This is a genomic window from Thiobaca trueperi (assembly GCF_004342175.1).
GTDB classification, from domain to species: Bacteria; Pseudomonadota; Gammaproteobacteria; order Chromatiales; family Chromatiaceae; genus Thiobaca; species Thiobaca trueperi.
This window is the reverse complement of the sequence record NZ_SMAO01000011.1, coordinates 34,671-59,885: the sequence shown is the minus strand read 5'-3', so window position 1 is coordinate 59,885 and position 25,215 is coordinate 34,671. Positions and strand designations below refer to the sequence as shown.

At 61.4% G+C, this 25,215-nt stretch carries 24 protein-coding genes; 14 read left to right on the top strand and 10 right to left on the bottom strand.

Features of this window, described 5'->3' with window-relative positions; genetic code table 11:
• Positions 1-64: 64 nt before the first annotated feature.
• On the top strand, positions 65-1,933 hold the full coding sequence (locus EDC35_RS17055; protein WP_132978472.1) for a methyl-accepting chemotaxis protein: 1,869 nt from the start codon (positions 65-67) through the stop codon (positions 1,931-1,933).
• Between the two features lie 8 nt (positions 1,934-1,941).
• Positions 1,942-3,888: a bifunctional diguanylate cyclase/phosphodiesterase gene (locus tag EDC35_RS17050; protein ID WP_243651760.1), complete on the top strand. Its 1,947-nt coding sequence runs from the start codon at positions 1,942-1,944 to the stop codon at positions 3,886-3,888.
• Positions 3,889-3,995: 107 nt separating this feature from the next.
• Here the strand turns inward: EDC35_RS17050 and fur are convergent, their stop codons facing one another.
• A complete protein-coding gene (gene fur, locus EDC35_RS17045; RefSeq protein WP_132978471.1) occupies positions 3,996-4,412 on the bottom strand; it encodes a ferric iron uptake transcriptional regulator in 417 nt (138 codons plus the stop codon).
• A 220-nt stretch (positions 4,413-4,632) separates the two neighbouring features.
• Here fur and EDC35_RS17040 point away from each other — a divergent pair, with 220 nt between their 5' ends.
• Positions 4,633-5,124, top strand: a complete 492-nt coding sequence (locus tag EDC35_RS17040) for an outer membrane protein assembly factor BamE (protein ID WP_243651759.1) — start codon at positions 4,633-4,635, stop codon at positions 5,122-5,124.
• On the opposite strand, the gene EDC35_RS17035 is transcribed toward EDC35_RS17040, so the two are convergent.
• The 7 genes from EDC35_RS17035 to EDC35_RS17005 form a co-directional block, all read right to left on the bottom strand.
• A complete protein-coding gene (locus tag EDC35_RS17035; protein ID WP_207896293.1) occupies positions 5,121-5,438 on the bottom strand; it encodes an RnfH family protein in 318 nt (105 codons plus the stop codon). The two genes, EDC35_RS17040 and EDC35_RS17035, sit on opposite strands and share 4 nt — an antisense overlap.
• The gene (locus EDC35_RS17030) at positions 5,428-5,862 is read right to left on the bottom strand and encodes a type II toxin-antitoxin system RatA family toxin (RefSeq protein ID WP_132978470.1); all 435 of its coding nucleotides are present in this window, start codon (positions 5,860-5,862) and stop codon (positions 5,428-5,430) included. The genes EDC35_RS17035 and EDC35_RS17030 overlap by 11 nt, the downstream gene beginning before the upstream one ends.
• 14 nt (positions 5,863-5,876) lie before the next feature.
• The gene (gene glmM / locus EDC35_RS17025) at positions 5,877-7,211 is read right to left on the bottom strand and encodes a phosphoglucosamine mutase (protein WP_132978469.1); all 1,335 of its coding nucleotides are present in this window, start codon (positions 7,209-7,211) and stop codon (positions 5,877-5,879) included.
• A 5-nt stretch (positions 7,212-7,216) separates the two neighbouring features.
• Positions 7,217-9,124 (bottom strand): ATP-dependent zinc metalloprotease FtsH, encoded by a 1,908-nt coding sequence (gene ftsH, locus EDC35_RS17020; RefSeq protein WP_207896291.1) that lies wholly within the window; start codon positions 9,122-9,124, stop codon positions 7,217-7,219.
• A gap of 83 nt (positions 9,125-9,207) precedes the next feature.
• Positions 9,208-9,828: a 23S rRNA (uridine(2552)-2'-O)-methyltransferase RlmE gene (gene rlmE, locus EDC35_RS17015; protein WP_132978467.1), complete on the bottom strand. Its 621-nt coding sequence runs from the start codon at positions 9,826-9,828 to the stop codon at positions 9,208-9,210.
• Between the two features lie 162 nt (positions 9,829-9,990).
• The gene (locus EDC35_RS17010) at positions 9,991-10,359 is read right to left on the bottom strand and encodes a high-potential iron-sulfur protein (protein ID WP_132978466.1); all 369 of its coding nucleotides are present in this window, start codon (positions 10,357-10,359) and stop codon (positions 9,991-9,993) included.
• Positions 10,360-10,483: 124 nt separating this feature from the next.
• On the bottom strand, positions 10,484-10,942 hold the full coding sequence (locus EDC35_RS17005) for a C40 family peptidase (protein WP_132978465.1): 459 nt from the start codon (positions 10,940-10,942) through the stop codon (positions 10,484-10,486).
• A 235-nt stretch (positions 10,943-11,177) separates the two neighbouring features.
• Here EDC35_RS17005 and trxB point away from each other — a divergent pair, with 235 nt between their 5' ends.
• Positions 11,178-12,143, top strand: coding sequence for a thioredoxin-disulfide reductase (gene trxB, locus EDC35_RS17000; protein WP_132978464.1), 966 nt, complete (start codon positions 11,178-11,180; stop codon positions 12,141-12,143).
• A 188-nt stretch (positions 12,144-12,331) separates the two neighbouring features.
• Here the strand turns inward: trxB and oadA are convergent, their stop codons facing one another.
• Complete coding sequence (gene oadA / locus EDC35_RS16995; RefSeq protein WP_132978463.1) at positions 12,332-14,158, bottom strand: sodium-extruding oxaloacetate decarboxylase subunit alpha; 1,827 nt, start codon at positions 14,156-14,158, stop codon at positions 12,332-12,334.
• Between the two features lie 232 nt (positions 14,159-14,390).
• Between oadA and EDC35_RS16990 the strand changes: the two genes are divergently transcribed.
• From EDC35_RS16990 to EDC35_RS16980, 3 genes are all read left to right on the top strand, one after another.
• Positions 14,391-15,665: a nucleotide sugar dehydrogenase gene (locus tag EDC35_RS16990; RefSeq protein WP_132978504.1), complete on the top strand. Its 1,275-nt coding sequence runs from the start codon at positions 14,391-14,393 to the stop codon at positions 15,663-15,665.
• Between the two features lie 18 nt (positions 15,666-15,683).
• Positions 15,684-16,598, top strand: coding sequence for a trypsin-like serine protease (locus EDC35_RS16985; protein ID WP_132978462.1), 915 nt, complete (start codon positions 15,684-15,686; stop codon positions 16,596-16,598).
• Between the two features lie 70 nt (positions 16,599-16,668).
• Positions 16,669-18,357 carry an ATP-binding protein gene (locus EDC35_RS16980; protein ID WP_132978461.1) on the top strand — a complete coding sequence of 563 codons (1,689 nt, stop codon included), beginning with the start codon at positions 16,669-16,671 and terminating at the stop codon, positions 18,355-18,357.
• An 82-nt stretch (positions 18,358-18,439) separates the two neighbouring features.
• Here EDC35_RS16980 and EDC35_RS16975 read toward each other — a convergent pair whose 3' ends face one another.
• Positions 18,440-19,168, bottom strand: a complete 729-nt coding sequence (locus EDC35_RS16975) for a MotA/TolQ/ExbB proton channel family protein (RefSeq protein WP_132978460.1) — start codon at positions 19,166-19,168, stop codon at positions 18,440-18,442.
• A 338-nt stretch (positions 19,169-19,506) separates the two neighbouring features.
• On the opposite strand from EDC35_RS16975, the gene EDC35_RS16970 reads away from it, so the two are divergent.
• From EDC35_RS16970 to pufB, 7 genes are all read left to right on the top strand, one after another.
• Positions 19,507-19,953, top strand: a complete 447-nt coding sequence (locus EDC35_RS16970) for a type IV pilin protein (RefSeq protein WP_132978459.1) — start codon at positions 19,507-19,509, stop codon at positions 19,951-19,953.
• A complete protein-coding gene (locus EDC35_RS16965) occupies positions 19,944-20,510 on the top strand; it encodes a GspH/FimT family pseudopilin (RefSeq protein ID WP_132978458.1) in 567 nt (188 codons plus the stop codon). Before EDC35_RS16970 ends, EDC35_RS16965 begins: the two co-directional genes overlap by 10 nt.
• Before the next feature lie 137 nt (positions 20,511-20,647).
• Positions 20,648-21,679: a PilW family protein gene (locus EDC35_RS16960; protein ID WP_132978457.1), complete on the top strand. Its 1,032-nt coding sequence runs from the start codon at positions 20,648-20,650 to the stop codon at positions 21,677-21,679.
• Positions 21,680-21,738: 59 nt separating this feature from the next.
• A complete protein-coding gene (locus tag EDC35_RS16955; protein ID WP_243651758.1) occupies positions 21,739-22,872 on the top strand; it encodes a hypothetical protein in 1,134 nt (377 codons plus the stop codon).
• Positions 22,873-22,920: 48 nt separating this feature from the next.
• Entirely contained in the window at positions 22,921-23,649 is a 729-nt protein-coding gene (locus tag EDC35_RS16950) for a type IV pilus modification PilV family protein (protein ID WP_132978455.1), read from the top strand.
• 661 nt (positions 23,650-24,310) lie between these two features.
• Positions 24,311-24,829: a helix-turn-helix domain-containing protein gene (locus tag EDC35_RS16945; RefSeq protein WP_132978454.1), complete on the top strand. Its 519-nt coding sequence runs from the start codon at positions 24,311-24,313 to the stop codon at positions 24,827-24,829.
• 239 nt (positions 24,830-25,068) lie between these two features.
• The gene (gene pufB / locus EDC35_RS16940) at positions 25,069-25,215 is read left to right on the top strand and encodes a light-harvesting antenna LH1, beta subunit (protein WP_132978453.1); all 147 of its coding nucleotides are present in this window, start codon (positions 25,069-25,071) and stop codon (positions 25,213-25,215) included.

The following is a 25,215-nucleotide window of genomic DNA, read 5'->3' as shown; positions in this document are numbered from 1 at the left end:
ATCCTATTTGACCGGTTCGACAGCCCTCCTTTCCGGGCAGCCACGGCTTGCAGAGCAGTTCCACATGAGTATCCGCAAAAGCGTCACCCTGGTTGCGATCACCGTCACACTGATGGTCGCCGCCGCCCTGATCCTGGTCGCCCGCGTCAGCAACGCGCGCATCGAAACCCGTGTCGCACAGGAGGTGACAGCCGGCAGGAATCTGGTCTGGACCCAGGTAACCGAAGATCTGTTCGCGCAGATGCAGGGCGGCATCGCCGATTTCGAACGTGACTTTGCCCTGCGTCAGGCACTGAAGCAGAACAACGTCGATGCCTTGCGTCAGGCGACCGATTCGCTCATCAACCTGATCGGTGAACAGGGCTATTTCGATCAACTCCATCTGTTCAATGCCGCGCATGAACGGCTGTGCTGCGGCGATGAAACGACGACGCCACCGGATGTGGCGGCGCTCGTCGCCGCCAGCGCCGCCAATGGCAAACCTCAGCGCAGCATCGGCCGCAACGCACAGGGCGAACCCGTGGCGCTGCTGGCCTTCATCCTGTCGGTGCGCCGCGAACCCATCGGGGCGGTCGTCTTTCAGAAGCCATTGATTCCAGCCCTGGAACAGTTCAAGACAATCCAGGGTTCCGAGGTCTATCTGGTCGGCGCCGAGGGCCAGTTGTTCGCGAGTACCCGCCCCGATCTGTTCGCGTCGTTCGGTTTCGCCCTGCCGCCCCTGGGCGGGGTCGCTCATGAGATCTTCAGTGCCGATGAGACCCTGTATCGCGCGACGATCCTGCCCATCATGGGTGTCGATGGGCAACCGGTCGCGCATCTGGTCAGCGTGATGGATGACAGCGCCGCCCTGGTCGCCCAGCGCCAGTTCGAACTGATCGCCTATTCCGGCGTGGCCCTGCTCCTGATCCTGGCCGCCAGCGGGCTCTACTGGTATATGCGCCGCGCCCTGCGCCCATTGGACGAGGCGGTGAAAACCGTGGCTACGCTGGCCGATGGCGACCTGAATGTCTCGTTCGCAACCAGCCGTCAGGACGAGGTCGGTCAGTTGATGAGGGCGTTGCAGACCATGGTCGAGCGGATTCGGGACATCGTCGGCCATTTGCACACGGCCAGCGGCGATCTGCATCACTCGGCAGGCGACATGGCGCGTCTGGCGCAGACCAGCAAGATCCAGTTCGACCGCCAGAAGACCGAGACCGGTCATGTGGATCTCGCCGTCAACCAGTTGGCCTGTTCCGCCCAGGAAGTCGCCAGCCATACCAGCCGCGCGGTGGGGGCGACGTGCGACGCGCGCCAGCGGATCGAACAGAGCCGTCAGATCCTGGCGCAGACCACCGAGATCATCGAGGCGCTGGCGACCGAGATCGATCAGGCCGCCGATGTGGTGCTCGGTCTGGCGGATCACAGCCATGCCGTCGGCAACGTCCTGGTCGTCATCCGCCAGATCGCCAGCCAGACCAATCTGCTGGCGCTGAACGCCTCCATTGAGGCCGCGCGTGCCGGTGAACATGGCCGGGGGTTTGCCGTGGTAGCCGATGAAGTCCGCCAGTTGGCACTGCGGACCCAGGATTCGATTCAGGAAATCGAGACGCTCATTGCCACACTGCGCAGCAGCTCCAGGAATGCCGTCGGCGTCATCCATGCCAATCGCGACCGCGCCAGACAGAGCGTCGATCATTATGGTCAGGCGGTGCAGAACCTTGACGCCTTTTCCGCATCGGTCAATCTTCTGACCGACATGACCCACCAGATCGCCAGCGCCGCCGAGGAACAGAGCCGGATGGCCGAGGAGATCGCGGTCGCCATCAATCAGATCAGCCAGTTGGCACAGGAGCATGCACAGGCCGCCGATTCCGGGTTTGGCCAGAGTGCACGACTGAGCGCCATCTCCAGTGCCCTGCAGGAACGGGTGGGCTATTTTCGCATTCACTGAGGTTGATCATGCCCGAACAGATGGGACAGGAGATGAAAGCGGAGGGCCGCCAGCGCGCCACACCCTGGAAATCGCTGATGGACTGGCGGGCGATGATGTCGAACAGAAAAGGCGATTCGCCCGACAGCTCAGGATCCGGACAGATCTGGGAATGCGCATCGCCCGTTGCGCCCAAAACCTTGGTCGATCGTGCCCGGGGATCGCTGGCCTACGCCCTGCAACCCATCGTCAACATCCATACCGGCAGCGTCTATGGCTATGAGGCGCTGTTGCGGGGCGTGAGCGATTTGGGTTTCGACGATGTCTACAGTCTGCTGGAGCATGCCTGGCATGAGGGTTCGGCCTGCGCCCTGGACCGGTTGCTGCGCGATCTGGCCATCAGCCACTTCGCCCAACTGCCGAACGCCGCGCGCTACCGGCTTTTCTTCAATCTCGATCCGCGACTCATTGAACTGGAACGCCCGGAGCAGACGCTTGAGCTGCTGCGACGGCACGACCTGCCAGCGGAAACCATCTGCCTGGAACTCTCCGAACGCGCTGACCTGACGGCCACGCCGGGTGTCGCCAAAGTAATCGCGGCCTATCGTCGTCACCGTTTCCAACTCGCCATCGACGACTTCGGGGCCGGCTATTCGGGATTGCGTCTGCTCTATGAGCATCCGCCTGACCACCTCAAGATCGATCGCTTTTTCATCAGCGGCATCGCCGATGACCACAAAAAGCGACTCTTCGTCGCCAGCACGGTTCAGCTTGCACACGCGATGGGAATCGGCGTCATTGCCGAGGGGGTCGAGACCGAGCGCGAATTGCTCGCCTGTAAGGAAGTGGGTTGCGATCTGGTCCAGGGCTATCTGATCGCCCGTCCACAGCTTGATGTGTGGGCGCTGCGCTCCAGCTATGATCACATCCAGATCATCCATCAGGATAACCGCCGTGATCTGCCAGGGGACCGGGCGCTGATCGAGAGATCAATGGAGCACATCCCGCCGCTCCAGGTGACGGCAAACGCCAAGGCCATGTTCGATGCCTTCCGTCTCGCCAAGGCGCATCAGGTCATTCCCGTGCTGGATGCCGCCGAACGCCCGCTGGGGTTGATCCATGAGGTCGATATCAAGGAATTCATCTATTCCATTTACGGTCGGGATCTGATCGTCAACCCCGCCTTTGCCCGGCCGCTGTCCGATTTCACCCGTCCCTGCCCGGTGGTCGATATCCACGATTCCGCAGCGCGCCTGCTTGAGTCCTTTTCCGCCAGCACTGATCCGGTCGGCTTGATCGTCACCCAGGATGCGCGCTATCTCGGGTTCATCTCGGCCACCGCGCTGCTGCGGCTCATCGACCAGAAGAATCTTGCGGTGGCGCGTGATCAGAACCCGCTGACCAAGCTCCCCGGCAATATCCCCATTCATGAATATGTATCGCGCGCACTCGTCGAGCGGGGGCACACCTGGTATCTGGCCTATCTGGATTTCGACCACTTCAAGGCCTTCAACGACAACTATGGCTTCCGGTTGGGCGATCGCGCCATTCTCATGTTCGCCGAACTGCTCCAGAAACAGCTTGGCGCCGGTTCCTGGTTCATCGGTCACATCGGCGGGGACGATTTTTTCGCCGGGATCAGAGATGCCCCGGCGGAGGATGTCATTGATCAGCTTCGGCGTATGCTCGCAACCTTCCGTACAGATGTGCAAAGCCTCTACGATCCGGAAGACCGGCAGCGCGGACATGTCCGCGCGCATGACCGTTTCGGCCAGGAGCGCGACATACCGCTGATGCGGTGCAGCGCCGCCCTGGTCGTCATTCACCCTGGTGACGACTACGGCTGCATCGAGGCTCTCAGCCGCACCATTGCTGAGATGAAGCATCAGGCCAAAGCCAGCGAATCCGGTCTCGTTTTCCGTCAGGATTCCGACCCGCGCGGGTCGGCCCAAACCGTCCCCGACGCCGCGCCTTAAAGCAGCCGGCGAACCATGAAAGAACGTGGATGACGGTCGTCGGCGACGATCAGGCTTTCATCCTTAACGGATATCTGACTGTTGCCGACGCCATCGCGAACAGCGGTTCAATCCGGCGTCTGACAGCCGGAGCAGATGCCGTAGACAACCAGCGAGTGCTCCTTGATCCGGAAGCCGTGTTCAGCGGCAATGGCGCGCTGCCGCTCCTCGATCATGGCATCGACGAACTCGACGATTTTACCGCATTGGATGCAGACCAGATGGTCATGGTGACCACCGCCATCCAGTTCGAAAACGGACTGGCCCCCTTCAAAATGGCGCCGACAAACCAGTCCGGCGCTTTCAAACTGGGTCAGGACACGATAGACCGTCGCCAGCCCGATGTCTTCATCGTGACTGAGCAGTTCGCGGTAAACATCCTCGGCGCTCAGATGGCGCTTGCCGCTGTGTTCCAGAATGCTCAGGATCTTGACCCGAGGCACCGTGACCTTGAGTCCGGCCTGTTTGATCTGTTGATTGCTCAATTCGGTCTCCCCATCGCCCGCTGGAGCGGATAAATCCACCCGTTCCAGTCTTTGTTGACATGCGCTCCCCCTGTGATCGGGAGTCAACGCTGCTGTATGATGCTGTGGTTTATCGCCAAGTCGCTGTCAGAATTAAACCGTGTCTCAAGTCAGGCCATGCATGACAGCAAGCTCAAGTGCTGCCACAAAACGACGAATTTCACTCTGGACGCAGTTTAAGATGCGAAAGATTTTCAGTTTTCCGATGATCCTTTGCCTGGCGGCCTGTGCCGCCAGCGGTTGCGCACGGGACAAAAAGCCGGATGGCGACCAGTCATCCATGCTTGAAGACCTGCCATTCGTTTATAAGATGACGGTGCAACAGGGAAATATCCTCACCGAAGAGATGGTGGACAGTCTCAAGCTCGGCATGACCAAACGTCAGGTGATTTTTGTGCTCGGCACCCCGCTGCTGACGGATTTTTTCCATACTGACCGCTGGGATTACGCCTACACCATCCAGCGCGGACATCAGCCCATGGAGAAGCGCATGCTGACCCTGCATTTCCAGGATGATGCACTGGTTCGCATGGAGGGCGACATGCAGCCGAATCCTCAGCGCGGCGAATCACGGGAACGTCAGGAAATCGTGGTGTCGGTTCCGGATTATCAAGAGCGTAAAGGATTTTTGACACGGGGTCTGGAGGCCGTCGGTCTCGAAACCAGGGATTAGCCCGGCTGACCCGCTGTGTTTTCGAGCACCCTGCTGTCTGCGGCCCGGCGTTTGCGTGCCGTCTTCGGGTCGGCGATCAGGGGACGATAAATTTCCACCCGGTCGCCATCCTCCAGCGCCTGATCCAGTTTCGCCATTTTACCGAATATCCCCACCTTGTTGACAGCCAGATCGATCTCCGGACACTGCGACAGAATCCCCGATTGCTCGATCACCTCCATCACACAGGTTCCGTTGCGCGCCTCAAGGTTGCGCAGGATCTGTTCACTGGCACCGACATAGGCGACCGACACATGCAGATATTCAGTCACCATAGACCTCTTCGGCGCGCTTGCAGAAGGCGTCCACCAGCGTGTTGGCAATCTGGTTGAAGACGGTGCCGAATGCCCGATCGATCAGACGCCCCGAAAACTCGAAATCCAGTTCCAGTTCAACCTTCGAGGCATCCGCACGCAGAGGCGTGAAACACCAGGCGCCGGTCAGTTTGCGGAAAGGACCGTCGAGCAGATCGATATCCATGCGCCGATCCCGCTCGAAACGGTTGCAGGTACTGAAGGTCTGGCGAATACCCAGACGGGCCACTTCGAGCAGTCCGCAGATCTTCTCGTCGGTCTCCGAAATGACCTCGGCGCTGTGACACCAGGGCAGAAATTGAGGATATGACCTGACATCGTAGACGAGGTCGAACATCTGCGATGCCGAGTAAGGTACCAATGCGCTTTTTCTAACGATAGCCACAATAAATCCAAGGCTTAAAGACTGATCTGTTCGCGAACCGCAGCGGCCAGCCATTCGGCAAGCCGACTGACCTGATCACCATCGACACCCTCGACCATGACCCGCACCAGCGGCTCGGTCCCTGACGGACGCAGCAGCACCCGCCCGCGCCCATCAAGCTCATGCTCGGCGGTCGCCAGCGCATCCTGGACGGCGGGCAGCCCCAGGATGTCACGGCGGGCATCCAGACGCACGTTGATCAAGACCTGCGGGTAGCGTTCGACTTCGGCGGCGAGGTCATCGAGACTGACATCGAGCCGCTGGAGCGCGGCCAGCACCTGAAGCGCCGCCACGATGCCATCGCCGGTCGTGGTGCGGTCGCGGCAGATGATGTGCCCCGACGGCTCGCCGCCGAGGATGCCATCGGCGCGCTTGAGCTGCTCCATGATGTAGCGGTCGCCGACCTGGGTGCGCACAAAGCCGATCCCCAGTCGCTGCAGGGCATGCTCGAACCCGAGATTGCTCATCAGGGTGCCGACCACCTCGCCGCGCATACCTCCCGCCAGCAGACGGGATTTGGCGATTACATAGAGCAACTGGTCGCCATCGATCAGGTTGCCCCGCGAATCGGCCATCAGTACCCGGTCGCCGTCGCCATCGAAGGCGATGCCCAGATCGGCCCCGTGGTCAACCACGGCGCGGCAGAAGGCATCGGGGCTGGTTGAACCCACCTCGCGATTGATATTGAAGCCGTCCGGCTCGGTGCCCATCCGCACCACGCTGGCGCCGAGTTCCTCGAAGACATGGGGAGCGGTGTTATAGGTCGCGCCATGGGCGCAATCGACCACGATCTTGAGCTCGCGGAAGTTGATGGACGAGGGAATGGTGCCCTTGCAGAACTCGATATAGCGCCCGTTGGCGTCCTCCACCCGCTGCACCTTGCCCAGCGCGCTGGACTCGACGGTGCGCAGCGGTTTGTCGAGTTCGGCCTCGATGGCCAGCTCCACCTCGTCCGGCAGCTTGTCGCCCTCGGCGGAGAAAAACTTGATGCCGTTGTCGTGATAGGGATTGTGCGAAGCAGTGATGACGATCCCGGCACTGGCCCGGAAGGTGCGGGTCAGATAGGCCACGCCGGGCGTCGTCATGGGACCGAGCAGGCGGATGCCGACACCGGCTGCCACCAGTCCCGCCTCCAGCGCCGACTCGAACATATAGCCGGAGATGCGGGTGTCCTTGCCGATCAGTATCTTGCCGCGACCATTGCCCAGCACGCGCCCGGCGGCCCAGCCGAGCTTGAGCACGAAATCCGGGGTGATGTGTCCCTCGCCGACCCGCCCGCGAATCCCATCGGTTCCGAAATAGTGACGCATCGGGATCAATGCTCGCCCGCCGGACGACCGACCTTGGCGATTCCGGCAAAATCCTGAGTATCATCGGAATGCGCCGCCGGTCGGCGCGGCTCGTCGTCTTCCCAGTCCTTGGGCGGACGGGGCGTGCGGCCATCCATGATGTCATCGATCTGATGGGCGTCGATGGTCTCGTATTTCATGAGCGCATCCGCCATGGCGTGGAGCTTGTCCAGATGCTCGGTCAGCAGCACCCGCGACCGCTCATAGTTGCGCTCGACCAGATGACGGATCTCTTCATCAATCAGATGCGTGGTCTCGTCCGAGACGCTTTTGTGCTGGGTCACTGAGTGTCCGAGGAAGACCTCCTGTTCGTCTTCACTGTAAGTGAGCGGCCCCAGTTTGTCGGACAGCCCCCACTTGGTCACCATGTTGCGCGCAATCTCAGTGGCGCGATGGATGTCATTCTGCGCGCCGGTCGTCACGCTCTCGGGGCCAAAGATCAGCTCCTCAGCCACACGCCCGCCAAAGAGACTGGAGATATTGCTTTCCAGACGCTGCTTGCTGTAGCTGAAACGGTCATCCTCAGGCAGGAAGAGCGTCACACCAAGCGCCCGCCCGCGCGGGATGATGCTGACCTTGTGCACCGGATCGTGATCCGGCACCAGTCGCCCGACGATGGCGTGCCCCGACTCGTGATAGGCGGTCAGACGCTTTTCGGCCTCGGACATCACCATGGAGCGCCGTTCCGCGCCCATCATGATCTTGTCCTTGGCCTTTTCCATGTCGTCCATATCGACCAGCTTCTTGTTGAGGCGCGCGGCGAACAGCGCCGCTTCGTTGATCAGATTGGCCAGATCCGCCCCCGAGAAGCCGGGCGTGCCGCGCGCCAGCACCGATGCCTTGACGTCTTCCGCCGCCGGAATCTTGCGCATGTGGACCTTGAGGATCTGCTCACGTCCGCGCACATCGGGCAGCGGCACCACCACCTGACGGTCAAAGCGACCGGGACGCAGCAGCGCCGGATCGAGCACGTCAGGCCGGTTGGTGGCGGCGATCACGATCACGCCCTCGTTGCCCTCGAAGCCGTCCATCTCGACCAGAAGCTGGTTCAGCGTCTGTTCGCGCTCGTCATGACCGCCGCCGAGACCGGCGCCGCGATGACGGCCCACGGCGTCGATCTCATCGATGAAGATGATGCAGGGCGCGTGTTTCTTGGCCTGCTCGAACATATCGCGCACCCGCGAGGCGCCAACGCCGACAAACATCTCGACGAAATCCGAACCCGAGATGGTGAAAAAGGGCACCTTGGCCTCGCCCGCGATGGCGCGCGCCAGCAGGGTCTTGCCGGTGCCGGGCGGGCCGACCATGAGCACGCCCTTGGGGATCTTGCCACCGAGCTTCTGGAACTTGGCCGGATCGCGCAGGAAATCGACCATCTCGGTGACTTCCTCCTTGGCCTCCTCGGCACCGGCGACATCCTGGAAGGTCACTTTGACCTGATCCTCAGAGAGCATGCGCGCCCGGCTCTTGCCGAAGGACATGGCACCACGACCACCCGCCCCGCCCTGCATCTGGCGCATGAAGAAGATCCAGAGACCGATGAGGATCAGCAGGGGGAACCAGTTGATCAGGATCTGCATCAGGATCGACTGCTTCTCCGGTGCGGCGGCCTTGATGATGACGTTATTGTTCAGCAGATCGCCCACCAGACCGTCGTCGCCGGGACTGTAAGTGGTGAAGCGCTGACCGGACGTGTTGACGCCTTCGATGGTCCGTCCCTGGATGACGACCTCTTTCACCCCCCCCTGCTTGACCTGTTCGATGAAATCCGAATAGTTCAGGCTGCGCGGAACCGTTTGGGTGGTCGTGAAATTATTGAAGACGGACATCAGCACGACAGCGATGACCACCCAAAGAAGTATGTTTTTCGCCATGTCACTCACGGCTTTTGACCCCTGCTGGTTGTGGATCGACGCAACGACGCCGACATCATGCGGTGGAAACTAGCATCGACGGCTTACGGATGAAAGCCTTTCGCGACCAAATAGACTTCGCGGCTCTCCGCTCTGGAGGATTTGGGCTTGCGACTGACGACCCGGTCGAAGCTCCGGCGCAGATCGCGGAGATAGGCATCAAAGCCCGCGCCCTGGAAGGCTTTGACCACCAGTGCGCCACCCGGTTTCAGTTGCTCGCGGGCCAGTTCGAGGGCCAGTTCCAGCAGATACACCACTCGCGCCTGATCGGTCACGGTCGTCCCGGTGATATTGGGGGCCATATCCGACATCACCAGATCGAGCGGCAGTCCACCGAGGGTTTCGCGCAATTGCGCCAGCACTGCATCCTCGCGGAAATCGCCCTGCAGGACGGTCACGCCATCCAATGGAACCATCGGCAGCAGATCGAGCGCAATCACCTGTCCGCCCGGACCCACAGCCCGGCTGGCGATCTGTGACCAGCTACCCGGCGCCGCCCCCAGATCCAGCACTCGCATCCCCAGCGCCAGAATCCGATCCTTCTCCTGAATCTCCAGGAGTTTATAGGCGGCGCGCGAGCGATAGCCGTCCTGTTGAGAGCGCTTCACATAGGGATCATTGACGTGACGGTCAAGCCAGCGTCGGCTGGATTTGCTTTTGGCCATTTAAACCGCGTTCAGAGCGAGAGCATGAGTTTCGAGTGAATTCGACGCTTGGCGCATCGACGGCTCTTGGTGGGGCGTCGTTTAAACCGCGTCTGGAGTAAAACGAGAAACGGGGCCAGCGGCCCCGTTTCAACTGACCTCAGTGGATCGAGTCAACCGGGATCAGCCGGCCTTCAGGGTCCAGGACTGGCACCAGCCGTTGGCAGAAACCAGCTTGCCGGGGAACAACTGGCAACCCAGCCATTCAGCCGAGGCACCGGCGGCGTCGGCCTGCGAGAACTGGCAATTGGCGCAATGCTGCTGGTCGGCAGGCAAGCCGGGACGCGCCTGCGCCGCACGGTCGGACTCGGCAGCGTTTGCATGATACTTGAGCGCAACCGCCGTCGCATCGTCGGCGGCAACTGCGGTTGCGGGAGCCTGCGCACGCGCGGTACCGAAGCCGACCAGGTTGATCATGGGGATGGCGGCGGCGGCGCCCAGCATCACTTTGACAGCGTCGCGACGGCTCTTGCAGATTGGCTTATCGGACATGGAGTCACTCCTAATTGGTTTGTCACATGGTGAACTCAAACACTCCCAGCCTGATTGACGCCGGAAGCCGCTCAACATTGTGCAACAGGCGACTGAAAAAGGCGACCGAAAATCGGCGGACGCCTCAATTCAGATAGGTTCCCGCGCCAAGATAGCGCGCCTGCCAGTAGGGTTTGTCCAGCCGATCCAACCGCACCTGACCCCGCGAGGTCGAGGCATGCACGAAACGCTCCTTATCCACCATCAGGCCCACATGATAGGTGCTCGGGCCGGTCTTGAAAAAGACCATGTCGCCGGGACGCGGGCGGTTCCCCTTGACCGGTTTCGACGCCTGCTGCTGCTTCCGCGCCACCCGAGGGATCGTCAGACCGGCTGAGTGATGGGCGTAATAGGTCAGGCCGCTACAGTCGAACCCCTTGGCCGGACTGGCCCCGCCATAGACATAAGGTGTGCCGATCTGCGCCAGACCAGCCTGTACCACTTCGGCACGCCGGCCATCCACCTTGGTCGCGCAGCCGGACAGACCGGACAGCGCCAGCAGCAGCGACCCCACAACCAGCACTCGCCAGGCGAACCTCTTCATCAATCACACTCGATTTATGCTCTAACAACCTGTCTTGATAGGTTTTAGACTGCACAAACCCAACTGTCAATGGCGGCCCGTCAATAGAGAGCATCGAGCCCTGCGGCAGCGCCTGCTTTACGCCATTTCGGCCAACCTTTACAGTTGCCCAACTTGAAGGCAGCCCTGCCTGCCATCCAATTCGGCCTGCGATGCGCTGCCCGCAGGACCGGCCACGCGCTTTGGAGTGCTCTGCATGCTCGAAACCAAACACTGCCGGCTGCTGATCCTCGGCTCCGGACCCGCTGGCTATACGGCTGCGGTCTATGCAGCCCGCGCCAATCTCCACCCGGTTCTCGTCACCGGACTGGAACAGGGCGGCCAGTTGATGACCACGACCGATGTCGATAACTGGGCCGGCGATCCGGACGGCGTTCAGGGACCGGAGCTGATGGAGCGGATGCGCCGCCATGCCGAACGATTCGAGACCGAGATCCTGTTTGATCATGTCAACGCGGTCGATCTCGGCCAGCGCCCCTTCCGACTCACCGGCGACTCGGCGGTCTATACCTGCGACGCGCTCATCATCGCCACCGGCGCCAGCGCCATGTATCTCGGCCTGCCGTCGGAGCAGGATTTTCGTGGACGCGGCGTCTCTGCCTGCGCGACCTGCGATGGCTTTTTCTATCGCAACCAGAAGGTCGCCGTCATCGGCGGAGGAAATACGGCAGTCGAAGAGGCGCTGTATCTCTCGAACATTGCCACCGAAGTCACCCTCATCCATCGCCGCGACGCGCTGCGCGCCGAAAAGATCCTCCAGCGCCAGCTCTTTGAGAAGGTTGAACAGGGCAGGATCAAGATCGCCTGGAATCACATCCCGGATGAAATTCTCGGCGATGCCACCGGCGTGACCGGCATCCGCATCAAGAGCACGCTCGACGGATCGACGCAGGATCTGGATCTGCATGGCGTCTTCGTCGCCATCGGCCACAAGCCCAACACCCAGATCTTTGAAGGCCAGATCGACATGGCCGGGGGTTACATCAAGGTTCGCAGCGGCAGTCAGGGCAACGCCACCGCCACCTCGGTGCCCGGCGTCTTTGCCGCCGGTGATGTCATGGATCCGATCTATCGTCAGGCCATCACCTCCGCTGGCTCAGGCTGCATGGCGGCACTGGACGCGGAAAAATATCTGGATGCGCTGGCGGTGACTTCGGAATAGACCGGTTTAAACCGCTCCCGCGCGAACGGTCGTCGATTCTGCCAAGGCCGACTCAATCCTCAACGATCACATACCGCACCGGGCGCGGTTTAACAGGATTTCACAGGCTGGACAGGATCTTTCAAGTGATTGTTTTGATCCTGTCCAATGACGGTGTTTCAGGGGCATGAAGCTTCCCGGAAAGCGCCTCAGTCCGCCGCACCGATCTCCAGCAAGACCTCATCCGGATTCACCACATCGCCCTTGATCACAAAGACGGCGGTGACGGTGCCGGCGATGGGCGCCTGGATCTCGGTCTCCATCTTCATGGCCTCGGTGACCAGAACCGGCTGACCGGCAGTGACCGTGTCACCCTCCTTGACCAGCACATCGACGATGTTGCCCGGCATCGAGGTCGTGACATGACCGGGCAGGCTCGGCTTGGGACGACGACCGGAGATAGCGCGCTGAACCCCGCCATCGGCACCGCCGGTCAGCACCAGCTCGTCGAGCGTTTCGACCACCACCTCTTCCGGAACGCCGTCAATGGCGAAATAGAAATGGCGCTCCGCCTGATTCTTATGGCCCGCGCCCGTCACCTTGACATGGTAGGTCTCGCCATGGACGGCGATGTTGAATTCAGTCGGTGCGGTCTGTGATCCGGCATTGCTGGGCGGCGGCTCCAGTGGCTCCGGGGTCAGGGTACCGGCAGCACGCTGTTCGAGAAAGGCGCGACCGATCTCGGGGAACATGGCATAGGTCAGCGCATCCTCATCCGAGGTGGCGAGTTCGCCGATGTCGGCGATGAGCCGCTCCAGTTCCGGTTTCAGCAGATCCGCCGGGCGGCAGTCGATCAGATCCTCGTTGCCGATAGCCTGTTCCTGTAACGTCGGATTGACCGCTGCCGGCGCCTGTCCGTAGCGCCCCTGAAGATAGAGCTTCACCTCGTTGGTGATGGTCTGATAGCGCGTGTCGGTCAACACATTGAGCACCGCCTGGGTGCCGACGATCTGCGAGGTTGGCGTGACCAGCGGCGGATAACCGAGATCCTCGCGCACGCGCGGAATTTCTTCCAGTACGGCGCTCATGCGATCCAGCGCGTTCTGTTCCTTCAACTGGTTGGCCAGATTGGAGATCATGCCGCCCGGCACCTGATTGATCTGAACCCGGGTATCGACGCCGGTGAAATCGCTCTCGAACTGATGGTATTTCTTGCGCACCTGATAGAAATACATACCGATTTCCTGGATCGCCTCCAGATCCAGCCCGGTGTCGTACTGGGTGCCGCGCAGCGCCGCGACCATGCTTTCGGTCGGCGGATGCGAGGTGCCGCCGGCCATCGACGAGATCGCGGTATCGATGGTGTCGCAGCCGTTCTCGATTGCCTTCAGATGACACAGATCGGCCAGACCTGAGGTCGCATGCGAGTGCAGATGCAGCGGCAGATCCACGCTGTCCTTGAGCGCCTTGACCAGTTCCGCCGTGACATAGGGCGTCAGCAGTCCGGCCATGTCCTTGAGCGCGATGGAGTCGCACCCCATTGCTGCCAGCTCCTTACCCATCTGCACGAAACCGGCCACGGTGTGAACCGGGCTGACGGTATAGCAGATGGTGCCCTGTGCATGCTTGCCAGCGGCCCTGGTCGCCTCAATGGCGGTTTTGAGATTGCGCAGGTCGTTGAGCGCATCGAAGATGCGGAAGACATCCATGCCGTTCTCGGCGGCACGACGCACGAAGGCGCGCACCACGTCATCGGAATAATGCCGGTAGCCGAGCAGATTCTGACCCCGCAGCAGCATTTGCAGGCGCGTCTTCGGCAGCGCCTCGCGCAACTGGCGCAGACGCTCCCAGGGGTCTTCTTTCAGGAAGCGCACGCAGGCATCGAAGGTCGCACCGCCCCAGCATTCCAGCGACCAGTAGCCAATGGCATCGAGCTTGGGACAGATCGGCAGCATGTCTTCGGTGCGCATGCGGGTCGCCAGCAGCGACTGGTGCGCATCGCGCAGGATGACATCGGTGATATTGATCTTTGGCATGATGTGTCGCTCTCGGAAAACCAGGTTCGGACAGGGTTTTGATGCGCGATTATACCTGGATGGCAAGAAACGCGGCGATGTACAGGACGGCGCGTCAACCAGCCTCGTTTTGGATGCCGACTGGACGGACGCCATATCGACGCCACTGCGCTGGTCATCGGACCTTCATCGCCAATAGAATTGGCTCAATCATCAGTCACTCAGGACATGGCGCGTGAGCAAAGCGTTCAATATGGAGCTGAACAGTACGCAGATCGGGGTCGTCGGTCTCGGCTATGTCGGGCTGCCGTTGGCAGTCGAATTCGGCAAACGCTATCCAACCATCGGCTTCGACATCAATTCGGCACGCATCGCCGAGCTGCGCGCGGGCCGGGACAGTTCGCTGGAGGTCGAGCCAGCGGAGCTGCTGGAGACCACCGGGCTGCGGTTTGCTGACCGGATTGATGAACTGGCCGACTGTCAGGTGCTGATCGTCACGGTGCCAACCCCGGTCAACGAACACAAGCAGCCCGATCTGCGCCCGCTCGAATCAGCCAGCCGCGCGCTCGGCGGCGTCATCCGGCCCGGCGCGGTCGTCATCTTTGAATCGACCGTCTATCCCGGCGCGACCGAGGAGATCTGCATCCCCATCATCGAAGCGGTCTCAGGACTCCAGTACAATCAGGATTTTTTCGCCGGCTACAGCCCCGAGCGCATCAATCCGGGCGACAAAGAACACCGGCTGACGACCATCAAAAAGATCACCTCCGGCTCCACGCCCGAGGTCGCCGCCTTCGTCGATGCACTCTATCGCTCGATCATCACGGCGGGCACCCATCTGGCGAGCAGCATCCGGGTGGCCGAAGCGGCGAAGGTCATCGAAAACACCCAGCGCGATGTCAACATCGCGCTCATCAACGAGCTGGCGCTCATCTTCAACCGGCTCGGGCTCGACACCCAGGAGGTGCTGGAGGCCGCTGGCAGCAAGTGGAACTTCCTGCCGTTCCGTCCCGGTCTGGTCGGTGGTCACTGCATCGGCGTCGACCCCTACTATCTGACCCACAAGGCGCAGGAGATCGGCTATCACCCCGAGATCATCCTTGCCGGGCGTCGGCTCAACGACAGCATGGGTGCCTATGTGGCACGCGAAGTCATCAAGCTCATGACCCGGCGCGGCTGTCTGTCCCAAGATGCCCGCATCCTCATTCTCGGCCTGACCTTCAAGGAAAACTGCCCGGATCTGCGCAACACCCGCGTGGTCGATATCCTCGCCGAGTTTCGGGACTATGGCATCGCCTGCGACCTGCATGATCCCTGGGCGAATCCAGCCGAAGCCAGGGCGGAATATGGCATTGATCTGATCGAGCAGCCGACAGCCGGCGCCTACGACGCCATTGTCCTGGCAGTCGCCCACCGTCAGTTCGCCGCACTCGGCGCCCAAGGCATCCGCGCCTTCGGCAAGGCCGATGCCGTTCTCTACGATGTCAAGCAACTGCTGCCGCGCGAGGCGGTGGATGGGCGGCTCTGAACTCAGAGGGAGTCTCAAATGGCCCGGCCAATTGGCGGCTGGCTCCTGCTGGCGCTGCTGACGGTCTGTCCCACGTCTGTCCTGGCGCTGCTCGGCGGACAGGTGGATACCGATGAGGCTTTCAGCGCGGTGGTGGTCCTGACCAAAGAGGGCGCACCGCACTGCTCCGCCACCAAGGTCGGCCCCGCAGCCTTTCTGACTGCCGCGCATTGTGTCGCGAACATCCGCACCGGCGACCTGGACGATGCCTTTCGGACGGGCAGCCGGCTGCCCGTCAGCCAGCGGACGGCGCCGAGGGCACCAGCGGACTTCGTCGGGCTGACGATTGAGCGCACCGTCCTGCATCCCGGCTATGAGGCGGCTTTGCGGCGTTTCCATGCCTATAAGGAAAAGAAGATTCAGGATTACCGGCAGCGTTATGCCGGAGACGATCTGGCCCAGCGCATTCGTCGGCTTGAGGCCGACAGCCATTTCACCTCCCGTTATCCGGATGTCGCGATCCTCCTGGTGCGTGAAGCGACCGATGGGATTCCAGTGATCGAAATCGACTGCGAACCGCTGCGTGCGGATGAGACGGTGCAGCTCGTCGGCTATGGCTATGAGAGCCTGAAGCATCCGGCGCTGGCGCGTCAGACACATCCCTTCGGGCGACGGAACTGGGGCACGACCCAGGTGATCCGGGTCGATCCGGTCAATTTCTACACCTATGGCGGGCTGATGCGGGCCGGGATGCCTTCGCTCAGTCCGGGCGATTCAGGCGGGCCGGTCCTGCGTGCGGGGCGTGTGGTGGGGGTGCATGGCACGGTCTATGGCTTGAGTCATCTCGACGCGGGGCGCTCCAATATGTCGGTCAATCTGAGCGGATTGGGAGCGACTCAGGATGGTCGTGACGGGTGCCGTCAATTCTTCGAGCGTTCTGGAACATCGCTTTAATCCGTCCGCACTTGCCTTGCGCTTCGCGATTGGTGGATGATCCATCAAACAACATGGAGCCCCGACCCGCATGGCGACACCAGAATCCAGTCTGATCGGACGTATCACGGATATTCAGGGCGGTCGCCTGATCGCCACACTCTTTCCCGGCGAAGACGGCTTTCCCTCGCTCATCAATCTGGGGCAGGAAACCCTGCCGGTCGGTCAGTTGGGCAATCTGGTGGAAGTACGCGACCGCTCGGGCCATGTGTTGGCCGAGGTGTCGCGCAGCCAGGAAACCGCCGTCGAGATGCGCGCCACGACAGATCCGAACGCGCCGGACAAACGCCGCGCCATCGTCCGCGAGCGGCGTCTGGAACTCCTGCCGCTGGGCGAGATCGGCGCGGATGGCCGTCTCGAACCAGGGGTCAGCCGCTTCCCGCTGATTGGCGCTGCCGTGCATCTGATCGGCAGTAGCCGTCTGGCTGCACTGCTGGTACGGGATCGCGAGGGCGCGCTGGAACTGGGCCGTCTTTCCACCCGTCCGGCGCTCAAAGGCTGTCTCGATCCCACCGCGCTCTTCAGCCGCCATCTGGCGATCCTGGGCCAGACCGGCGCGGGCAAATCCTGGACCCTCACCAGCCTGCTGCAACAGGTGGTCAGGAGTCTGCCGCGCTCGCACATCATCCTGCTCGATCTACATGGTGAATACGGCTGGCGCACCGGGCCGAATACGCCGCATGAAGGCGTGTTCCCGCCCCAGACAGCGCGTTATCTCGACGCCCGCGAGCTGGAAATCCCTTACTGGCTGCTGACCTACGCCGAACTGGTGGATCTTTTCATCGACCGCGCGGACGCCAACGCGACGGTGCAGATCGCCTTTCTGCGCGAGGCGCTCTACAACCTGCGTCGCGAATCGAATCAGCACATGGGACTGGAGCGGCTGTCGGTGGACTCACCGGTCTATTTTTCCATCGAAGAACTCTATCAGCGATTCAAAAAGGCCAACGAGGAAAAGCTGGATTTCGGCAAGGTCAAGGGACCGCTGCATGGCGCCTTCGACGATTTTCTGGTCCGCTTCCAATCGCTCTACAACGACGCCCGTTATGATTTCTTCCTGCGTCCGCGCAAGCACAGCAGCTCGGCCACACTCGAAGGCCTGCTGCGCGATTTCGTCGGTCTCGGCGAGCCCAAGCGTCAGGTCACGGTGATCGACCTCAGCCCCATCCCAGCCGATCTGCGCCCGGTGGTTTCGGCGCAGATCGGACGGCTCGCCTTCGAGTTCAATTACTGGAACCCGCGCCGTCACGATTTCCCGTTATTGCTGGTGTGCGAAGAGGCGCATCAATACATCCCACGCGACGCCGACACCCAGTATGTCGGCACCCGCAAAGCGATGGAACGCATCGCCAAGGAGGGGCGCAAATACGGCGTCAACCTCTGTGTCGTCAGCCAGCGCCCGACCGAACTCTCCGAGACGGTGCTGTCGCAGTGCGGCAATTATCTCTGCCTGCGCATCTCCAACGCCGACGACCAGGAATATGTCCGCCGACTCCTGCCCGAAGGCGCCAAAAACCTCGCCGACATGCTGGCCTCGCTGCGACGTGGCGAGGTGCTTGCCGTTGGCGACGCCGCGCTCCTGCCCTCGCGCATCCTGGTGCATCCCCCCAATCCCGCCCCGGCCAGCCATGACGCGCCGCTCTCCCAAAGCTGGCGCGACGGCCCCGAGGATCTGGACGTGGTCGATATCATCAATCGGTGGTGGAGACAGGTGCGGTGAGCGTTAAACCGCGTCCCCACTGTCGATGACATCCCCAGAACCAAACATAAACTGAAAATGACGTGATCGCGCTGGACGCGGTTTAATCCTGTCCATCGCGCGGGTCTTTGCCATCGCTCAGATTCAGCGCATTGAGATCAATGCGCGCCCGTTTCGGTGGCGCCTGCGGAGCCGTCTGCGCCGGGACGGACTGATCCTCCATTTCTTCACGCTCGCCTTTGATGACCTCGACCAGACGCAGCGCCTGCTCTTCCATATCGATCGCCAGTTGATCCACCAGACCATTGAAGTAACGGTGAAACATCAGGGCCGGGATCGCCACGCAGAGTCCGGCGGCGGTCGTGATCAGGGCCACCGAGATACCGCCGGCCAGCACGCTGGCGTTACCGTTGCCGGCCTTCATGATGACATCGAAGATATCGATCATGCCGAACACGGTGCCGAGCAGGCCGAGCAGCGGGGCGATGGCGGCGATGGTTCCCAGGGTATTGAGGAACCGCTCCAGATCGGCCACCACATGACGCCCGGTATCGGTGATCGCCTCTTTCATCACCTCACGCGCATGATGGCGGTTGACGAGCGCGGCGGCGAGGATGCGCCCCAGCGGGGAACCGGCGCGAATCTCCTCGATCCGCGCATCCGTGAGTCGGCGCTCGCGATGCCATTTCCAGATCCGCGCCAGCAGATGCGCCGGCATGATCCGGGCACGGCGCAGCGTCCAGGCGCGTTCGAGCACGATGGCGGTCGCCACGACTGAACAGATCAGGATGGGCGCCATCAGCCAGCCACCGGCATAGATCAATTCAAGCAAGGGAAGCACTCCTCAGGCGGGTCGCCGGTTCTATCGTCGTCTTGTCGCGGCATGATACTCGCCACGCACAGTGGTTGCAGCCGCAGCAGGTGATCAAGGGTCAGATCTGACACATAACGCGGACAACCGACCATCGGTCTGGACAACCGGAGATGACCAGGGTAGTTAACCGGAAATGTACACTTTAATCCGGACGAGGCGGCGTTCCAGCCGCCAAAACAGGTTCATTCGAGACAAATAAACGCCAAAAAAACACAATCCGGACTGATCGTCGAGTTGGCTCGGCCTGACTCAATGACCAGTCGCCACCCGCCGTAAACACGCAGCGAGACAGTCCAATGGGCTTAAGATGCCAGACCAACAACCTTGGCTTCACCCTGATGGAACTCATGATCGTGGTGTCCATCGTCGCCATTCTCGCCACAATCGCCCTGCCCTCCTACCAGGATCAGGTGCGTCAGGCGCGACGCGCGGATGGTCAGGTGGCGCTGATGGAAATCGTCCTGGCCCAGGAAAAATTCCGCGCCCACTGTCCCCATTACGCCGGATCCCTGACGGGCGATCGTCACTGTCACGCCGATCAGGCCGCCAGCTCCGCACTGGGACTGAGCGCGACCAGTCCTGAAGGTTATTACCGCCTGTCGCTCTCTGAGGCGAACGCCACCGGCTTCATCGCCAGGGCCGACCCTCTCGGCAATCAGGCGTTCGACGATTCGCGCGGGGTGATCTGCGCCCCCCTGACCATCGATCAGAACGGTCAGCGGGAGCCCCGCGCATGCTGGTGAATCTGACCCAAGTTGGGCTCTCGGCGCGCCATCGCCTGCAAAACGCTGGCGGCGGCTTCACCCTGCTGGAACTCCTGATCGCGGTGTCGGTACTGACCATCCTGCTGGCGATTGCCATTCCCTCCATGCAGGCGCTGCTCACCCGCAATCACCTCAAGGCAGCGGCCCAGGCACTCGCCGAGGATCTGCAATGGACGCGCTCGGAATCAATCGCGCGCAACCAGATGCTGCGCGTGGTTTTCAATATGAATCACTGGTGTTATGGCATCGACGAGAACGCCAGCGCAACCGCCCATTGCGATTGCCGGCTGTCTCCGGGCGAGACCAGCGCCTGCTCGCTCAAACAGGTCTCCGGCGCGGCCTTCCCCGGCATTGGTCTCACCGGCACATTTTCGGCCACCCGCTTCGAGCCGCGTCGCGCCACCGCCATCAACGGCAGTCTGAACCTCACCGCCGCCAATGGTCCGGCGTTGCGGGTGGTGCTGTCGCGACTGGGGCGCGTGCGGATCTGTGCGCCAACAGGCAGCGTTGCAGGTTACGAACCATGCGGCGGCTAAGGCGCTTGTGAGGAAAGCATCTACGCCAGAAAGACCGTCAACGGACAGGATTAACAGGATAAATCAGGATTAAAAATAATTTAAACAATAGCTTGAGAAATCCTGTTAATCCTGTCTATTTGAGGCGTGCATCAGGTATGCATTTTTCAGGAAATCGATCCACCAGGCATCCGGCCCGCCAGTCGGGCGTGACCCTCATCGGTCTGATGATCGGTGTGGCGGTCGGCATCCTGGTGCTCGCCGCCACGCTGTCGCTCTATCTGATGATTGCCAAGGGCTCGCGCGAAAACATCCGGCAGGCACGGCTCAATCAGGAGCTGCGCGCGGCGCTGGAGGTGATGCAGCAGGATATCCGGCGCGCGGGCTATTGGGATTTTGCCGATACCAACGGGGACGGGGATGCCAATGGCGACGGCGCTTTCACCTGGCAGGATCTCGGCATCAGCGCCGACGGTTCAGGCACCTTCGATACCGACCGCGACGGACAGACCGATGCGCGGGATCTGCATCCGCTCAACAATCCCTTTCAGCGCCAGTATGGCCGGGTCAACAATGACCTGTGCATCAACACCGATGCCGACACAGGCGCCTGTGTCGCGGCAGTCTGTACCGAAACGCACGCCTCGGGACACTGTCTGTCCCTGGTCCAGACCGGAGACTGCGTGACCTACAGCTATGACCTGGATCAGGATGCACGGATCGGGATCCGCGCCTGCGACCGGAACAAAAGCGTCAGCGACTGCCCCAGACCGGACGGCCCGCCATTCGACGCCGTCGGGCACGAGCCCTATGCCTGGAGTCGCACCAGCACGGACAGGGATCTGGAGATGGAGATGTTCGGCTTTCGTCTGCGTCAGGGCGGAATCGACATGCGCACCGGACGCGCCAACAACCAGGATGCCGGCTTCGGCTGCAACAGTGGCCGCTGGGAGGCCATCACCAGCGCCGACATCCGCATCACCCAGCTCGATTTCAGACTCACCACGCTGATCCGCAACGCCAATCCGGCGAAATCCAGAGTCGCCGGCTGTGCGTCCGGCGATCTCTGCCAGCACATCCGCCGTCTTGACATCAGGATCAGCGGATACATCGCTGGCGATCCCCGGACAGCGCAAAGCGTCTCCGCGCTGGTCGCCGTGCGCAACGACCGCTATCTGGTGACGCCATGATCACCGGGCACCGCCTGACAGCATCCGTGAGGCATCCGCGCAGGCATCAGTCCGGCTCCATGACCCTGCTGGTCGGACTCGTCCTGCTGGTGGGCGCCGGGATCCTCACCTTCAGCGCCGGACGTACCGGCGTGGTCGAACAGCGTATCGCCAACAATGAATTTCGCGCCCAGGAGGCGCAGCAGGCGGCGCAGGCCGGGCTCGACTATGCGCTTGCCTGGCTGGCTGAAAACATCTGGCGCAGCGGCGACGCAGAACCCGCACCACCCGAGATCACCACCTCCAGCGGCGAAATCTATCGCACGGCGCTGATCTTCACCAAAACCGCTCAGGGCGTCTGCGTGCGGGCGCAGGCACGCGCCACGACCGAGCAGCGGATCTCGGCGAGCGTCCGGGAGTGCGTCCAGCAGCAGGGTCTGTTCGATCCGGCGGCGACCAGCGCCATGCCGCCGCCGCTGGTGCTGGCCGGCTGTCTGGGCGCACCGGACGAGACCGCGAACCTCTTCTTGCCGGATGACGCTGCCCGCTCAGTCATGAGCGGCCACGCGGCAAATAACGTCTGTCTGCCGCAGGGCGCGCTCAGTGTCTCCGTGTGGCACGACCGCAACGGCAATCTCGTCAAGGACGCCGACGAGGTGGGATCGGGCGCGACCTATCGCCGCGCATCCTTTGGTGGCTGTCCCGGCGACCAGTGCGCCTGGAAGCGCGTCTTTGCGATGCCACTGGAAGACGCCAAAGCAGCGGCGATTCAGGCCGGTCATCGGTTCGATGACAGCATTCCCTGTGGCGCCACGACGCCCCCCGGAATCTATCTGATCGAGCATACCCGCCCCATCCATGCGCTCGACATCAGCGGCTCCTGCACCGGCGCCGGGGTCGATAACCGGACGCTTGGCACACCGGAGCGCCCCATTCTCTTCATCGTCCCCCGCGAGACTGGCTGTCCGCTCTTCGAGCCGGGCATCAGCATCCACGGCATGGTCTATTACGAATCGACCACGGCCTGCGCCGTCCAGGGCTGGGGCGGGGCGAGGATTCATGGCGCCGTGATCTGGGAAGGCGATGCCGGGCCACCGCCGGTCAACACCGAATTCATCGCTCCGGGCGACAGGGCCGGCAGCGAATTGAACGACGACTATCAAGTGATTCGCGGCGCCACACGCCTTCCGGGCACCTGGCGTGATTGGGAATGATCGCCTGCACCACCGCCTTTCATCGACGACAACCTCGGGAGCGCAGTCATGATGATCAGACACAGCAGATGGATACAGCGCGGCTTCAGTCTTCATGAGGCCATGATCTCGCTTGCGGTTCTCTCGTCCGGACTCCTCGCACTCGCGCAGTTTCAGGGCCAGATTCACGAAAACAGCGGCCAGACCAAGGCCCAGACCACAGCGGTCAATCTGGCGCAGCAGAAACTCGAAGCGCTCCGCGATCAGGCAGGCACTGATTACGCGAGTATCGCCGAGGGCCGCGACACACCGCCCATGCAGACCGGCGACAACACCCGCTTCAGTCGCCACTGGACCATCACCCATCATGATTCACCCAGCTACAAAGCAGTCAGCGTGACCACTGACTGGCAGTCCGTTGACGGCGAGACCCAAAGCGTCAGCATCGCCTCCCTGTTGGCGCCAGGCACACCCTATCGGAGCCAACTTGGCACCGAACCGGATGCACTCAGCGAGACGGGCGAACAGGACGAATCATCGGATCAGGACCGCAAGACACCGGATGACGCAGCGCGAACGGAACAGGCGGATACGCCAGTTGCTGACCAGGAAACAGCCGAGATCAGACCGCCGGCCACCTGCCTCTGTCAGCGGCGCGATGGCGGCGGGCGACTCGACGACCGCAACAGCCATCCGAACTGCACGGATGACTGCTGCCAGAGCGCCTGGCAGCAAAGCGCAGAAGGTCTCTGCCAAACGGACGACTGCACCTTTGTCGCGCAATGCCTGAGGTCATGAAAATTGAGATTGAAGGCGCTGGCGCAGGCGTTCCGCCGTCCTGCCGTCACCAGCAATCTCCCGCCGTGACCTAACCACGCCAAAGCGATCACGCCCCGGTCTGGCTGAATCAGAGCGGAATGGCGTCTGCCGCCAAGTCCCGCACACCCGAGCCTGATCTCGCTCCATTAAAATTCAAATACTTAAAGCCGGCTCAGGCAGTCTGAACCGGCTTTTTTCGTTTCTCAGGGCGCCGCACAGCCTGACCCCGGCTCGTCGAATTTCGATACGACGACAGAAGCCGGGGGACAGGGCGATGCCGGTAGATCTGGATTTCATGGACCGCAGGCCTGGACGGGGCAAACCCATCCGGAGAAGTAGCGATCAGTCAAAATAAGTACAAACACGTACAAAATAAATCCAAAACAAAAGTTAACTGTCATTTTTACTTGACAGGATCCAGTGTAAAGATAAACTAACACGTATAAACACTAGCTAAGCTTGTTGCTAAAACCTGAAAATACTGATTTTCAGGTCAGGCGCGAGGCAAGCGCGGCTCCTGCCGCAATGGGAGCCGGTTCCGCACACACCCCATGCCGCCCCGGGATTTGCGGCGACCGGGTCAACGTCGCCTCAGGGACGAACCTGCGAACAAAATGACACGAAAAGCGAGTCTGAACCGATGAAAGCACCTCTATTTATTCGCCCGCTGAGTGCTGATGAACGACTGGTTCTGCAAACCGGCCTGCATTCACGCGACACATTCACGCGACGCCGCTGCCAGATCCTGCTGGCCAATGCCGAAGGCAAAACCGCCCCGAAAATCGCGACACAGCTCGGCTGCGCGACGCAAACCGTGCTCAACGCCCTGAATGCCTTCGTTACTGAGGGAATGGAGTGCCTCAGGGAAAAGTCGCACCGGACAAAAAGCGCCCGGACATTCCTGATTCAGGATACGTCAGCTGAGCAAGTCTTTGGCTTGCTGCGCAGCAATCCGAGCGAATTCGGAAGAGATCCCGGTTTGTGGACATTAAGCGCGGTTGCCGAGGTCGCCTTCGAGCAGGGACTGACCTCACGGCCAGTCTGCGAGGAAACGATCCGCCAAACCTTCAAGCGATTGGGAGTCGATTGGATGCAGGCCAAGAGCTGGGGGTACCCCAATTTGCACGATGCCCGCCAGGCGGCGGGTCTGGCCGGCTGACCCGGCGCTTTTCACAAGTATTTTTCCAGATCAAACACGTAAATAATCTGTCAGATATACTTGACATTCCAGAGCGTCAAGCTATCATGACACGTAAGATCACTGGCAGATACTATTATCTCCTTTGATCCCCCTGATCTCCGGCAAGGCAAGACGGAGTAAACGGCTCTCGCTATGGGCGGCATCGGTCCTCCATCTGCAAGATGCCAAGGCAATGTCATCACATTGGGAGGCCAACCATGGCTGAACAGCAGAAAAGCATTTCGGGACTCACCGAACAGCAGGCAAAAGAATTCCACGAGCAATTCAAAGTGACCTATACCGCTTTTGTTGCCCTGGCTGCATTGGCGCACATGATGGTCCTTGCAAACAATCCCTGGTTCTGA

Coding starts and splice junctions, on each gene's coding strand:
- EDC35_RS17055 (WP_132978472.1), top strand. CDS start 65: ATGAGTATCCGCAAAAGCGTCACCCTGGTTGCGATCACCGTCACACTG.
- EDC35_RS17050 (WP_243651760.1), top strand. CDS start 1,942: ATGCCCGAACAGATGGGACAGGAGATGAAAGCGGAGGGCCGCCAGCGC.
- EDC35_RS17040 (WP_243651759.1), top strand. CDS start 4,633: ATGCGAAAGATTTTCAGTTTTCCGATGATCCTTTGCCTGGCGGCCTGT.
- EDC35_RS17035 (WP_207896293.1), bottom strand. CDS start 5,438: ATGGTGACTGAATATCTGCATGTGTCGGTCGCCTATGTCGGTGCCAGT.
- glmM (WP_132978469.1), bottom strand. CDS start 7,211: ATGCGTCACTATTTCGGAACCGATGGGATTCGCGGGCGGGTCGGCGAG.
- ftsH (WP_207896291.1), bottom strand. CDS start 9,124: ATGGCGAAAAACATACTTCTTTGGGTGGTCATCGCTGTCGTGCTGATG.
- rlmE (WP_132978467.1), bottom strand. CDS start 9,828: ATGGCCAAAAGCAAATCCAGCCGACGCTGGCTTGACCGTCACGTCAAT.
- EDC35_RS17010 (WP_132978466.1), bottom strand. CDS start 10,359: ATGTCCGATAAGCCAATCTGCAAGAGCCGTCGCGACGCTGTCAAAGTG.
- EDC35_RS17005 (WP_132978465.1), bottom strand. CDS start 10,942: ATGAAGAGGTTCGCCTGGCGAGTGCTGGTTGTGGGGTCGCTGCTGCTG.
- trxB (WP_132978464.1), top strand. CDS start 11,178: ATGCTCGAAACCAAACACTGCCGGCTGCTGATCCTCGGCTCCGGACCC.
- oadA (WP_132978463.1), bottom strand. CDS start 14,158: ATGCCAAAGATCAATATCACCGATGTCATCCTGCGCGATGCGCACCAG.
- EDC35_RS16990 (WP_132978504.1), top strand. CDS start 14,391: ATGGAGCTGAACAGTACGCAGATCGGGGTCGTCGGTCTCGGCTATGTC.
- EDC35_RS16985 (WP_132978462.1), top strand. CDS start 15,684: ATGGCCCGGCCAATTGGCGGCTGGCTCCTGCTGGCGCTGCTGACGGTC.
- EDC35_RS16980 (WP_132978461.1), top strand. CDS start 16,669: ATGGCGACACCAGAATCCAGTCTGATCGGACGTATCACGGATATTCAG.
- EDC35_RS16970 (WP_132978459.1), top strand. CDS start 19,507: ATGGGCTTAAGATGCCAGACCAACAACCTTGGCTTCACCCTGATGGAA.
- EDC35_RS16965 (WP_132978458.1), top strand. CDS start 19,944: ATGCTGGTGAATCTGACCCAAGTTGGGCTCTCGGCGCGCCATCGCCTG.
- EDC35_RS16960 (WP_132978457.1), top strand. CDS start 20,648: ATGCATTTTTCAGGAAATCGATCCACCAGGCATCCGGCCCGCCAGTCG.
- EDC35_RS16955 (WP_243651758.1), top strand. CDS start 21,739: ATGACCCTGCTGGTCGGACTCGTCCTGCTGGTGGGCGCCGGGATCCTC.
- EDC35_RS16950 (WP_132978455.1), top strand. CDS start 22,921: ATGATGATCAGACACAGCAGATGGATACAGCGCGGCTTCAGTCTTCAT.
- EDC35_RS16945 (WP_132978454.1), top strand. CDS start 24,311: ATGAAAGCACCTCTATTTATTCGCCCGCTGAGTGCTGATGAACGACTG.
- pufB (WP_132978453.1), top strand. CDS start 25,069: ATGGCTGAACAGCAGAAAAGCATTTCGGGACTCACCGAACAGCAGGCA.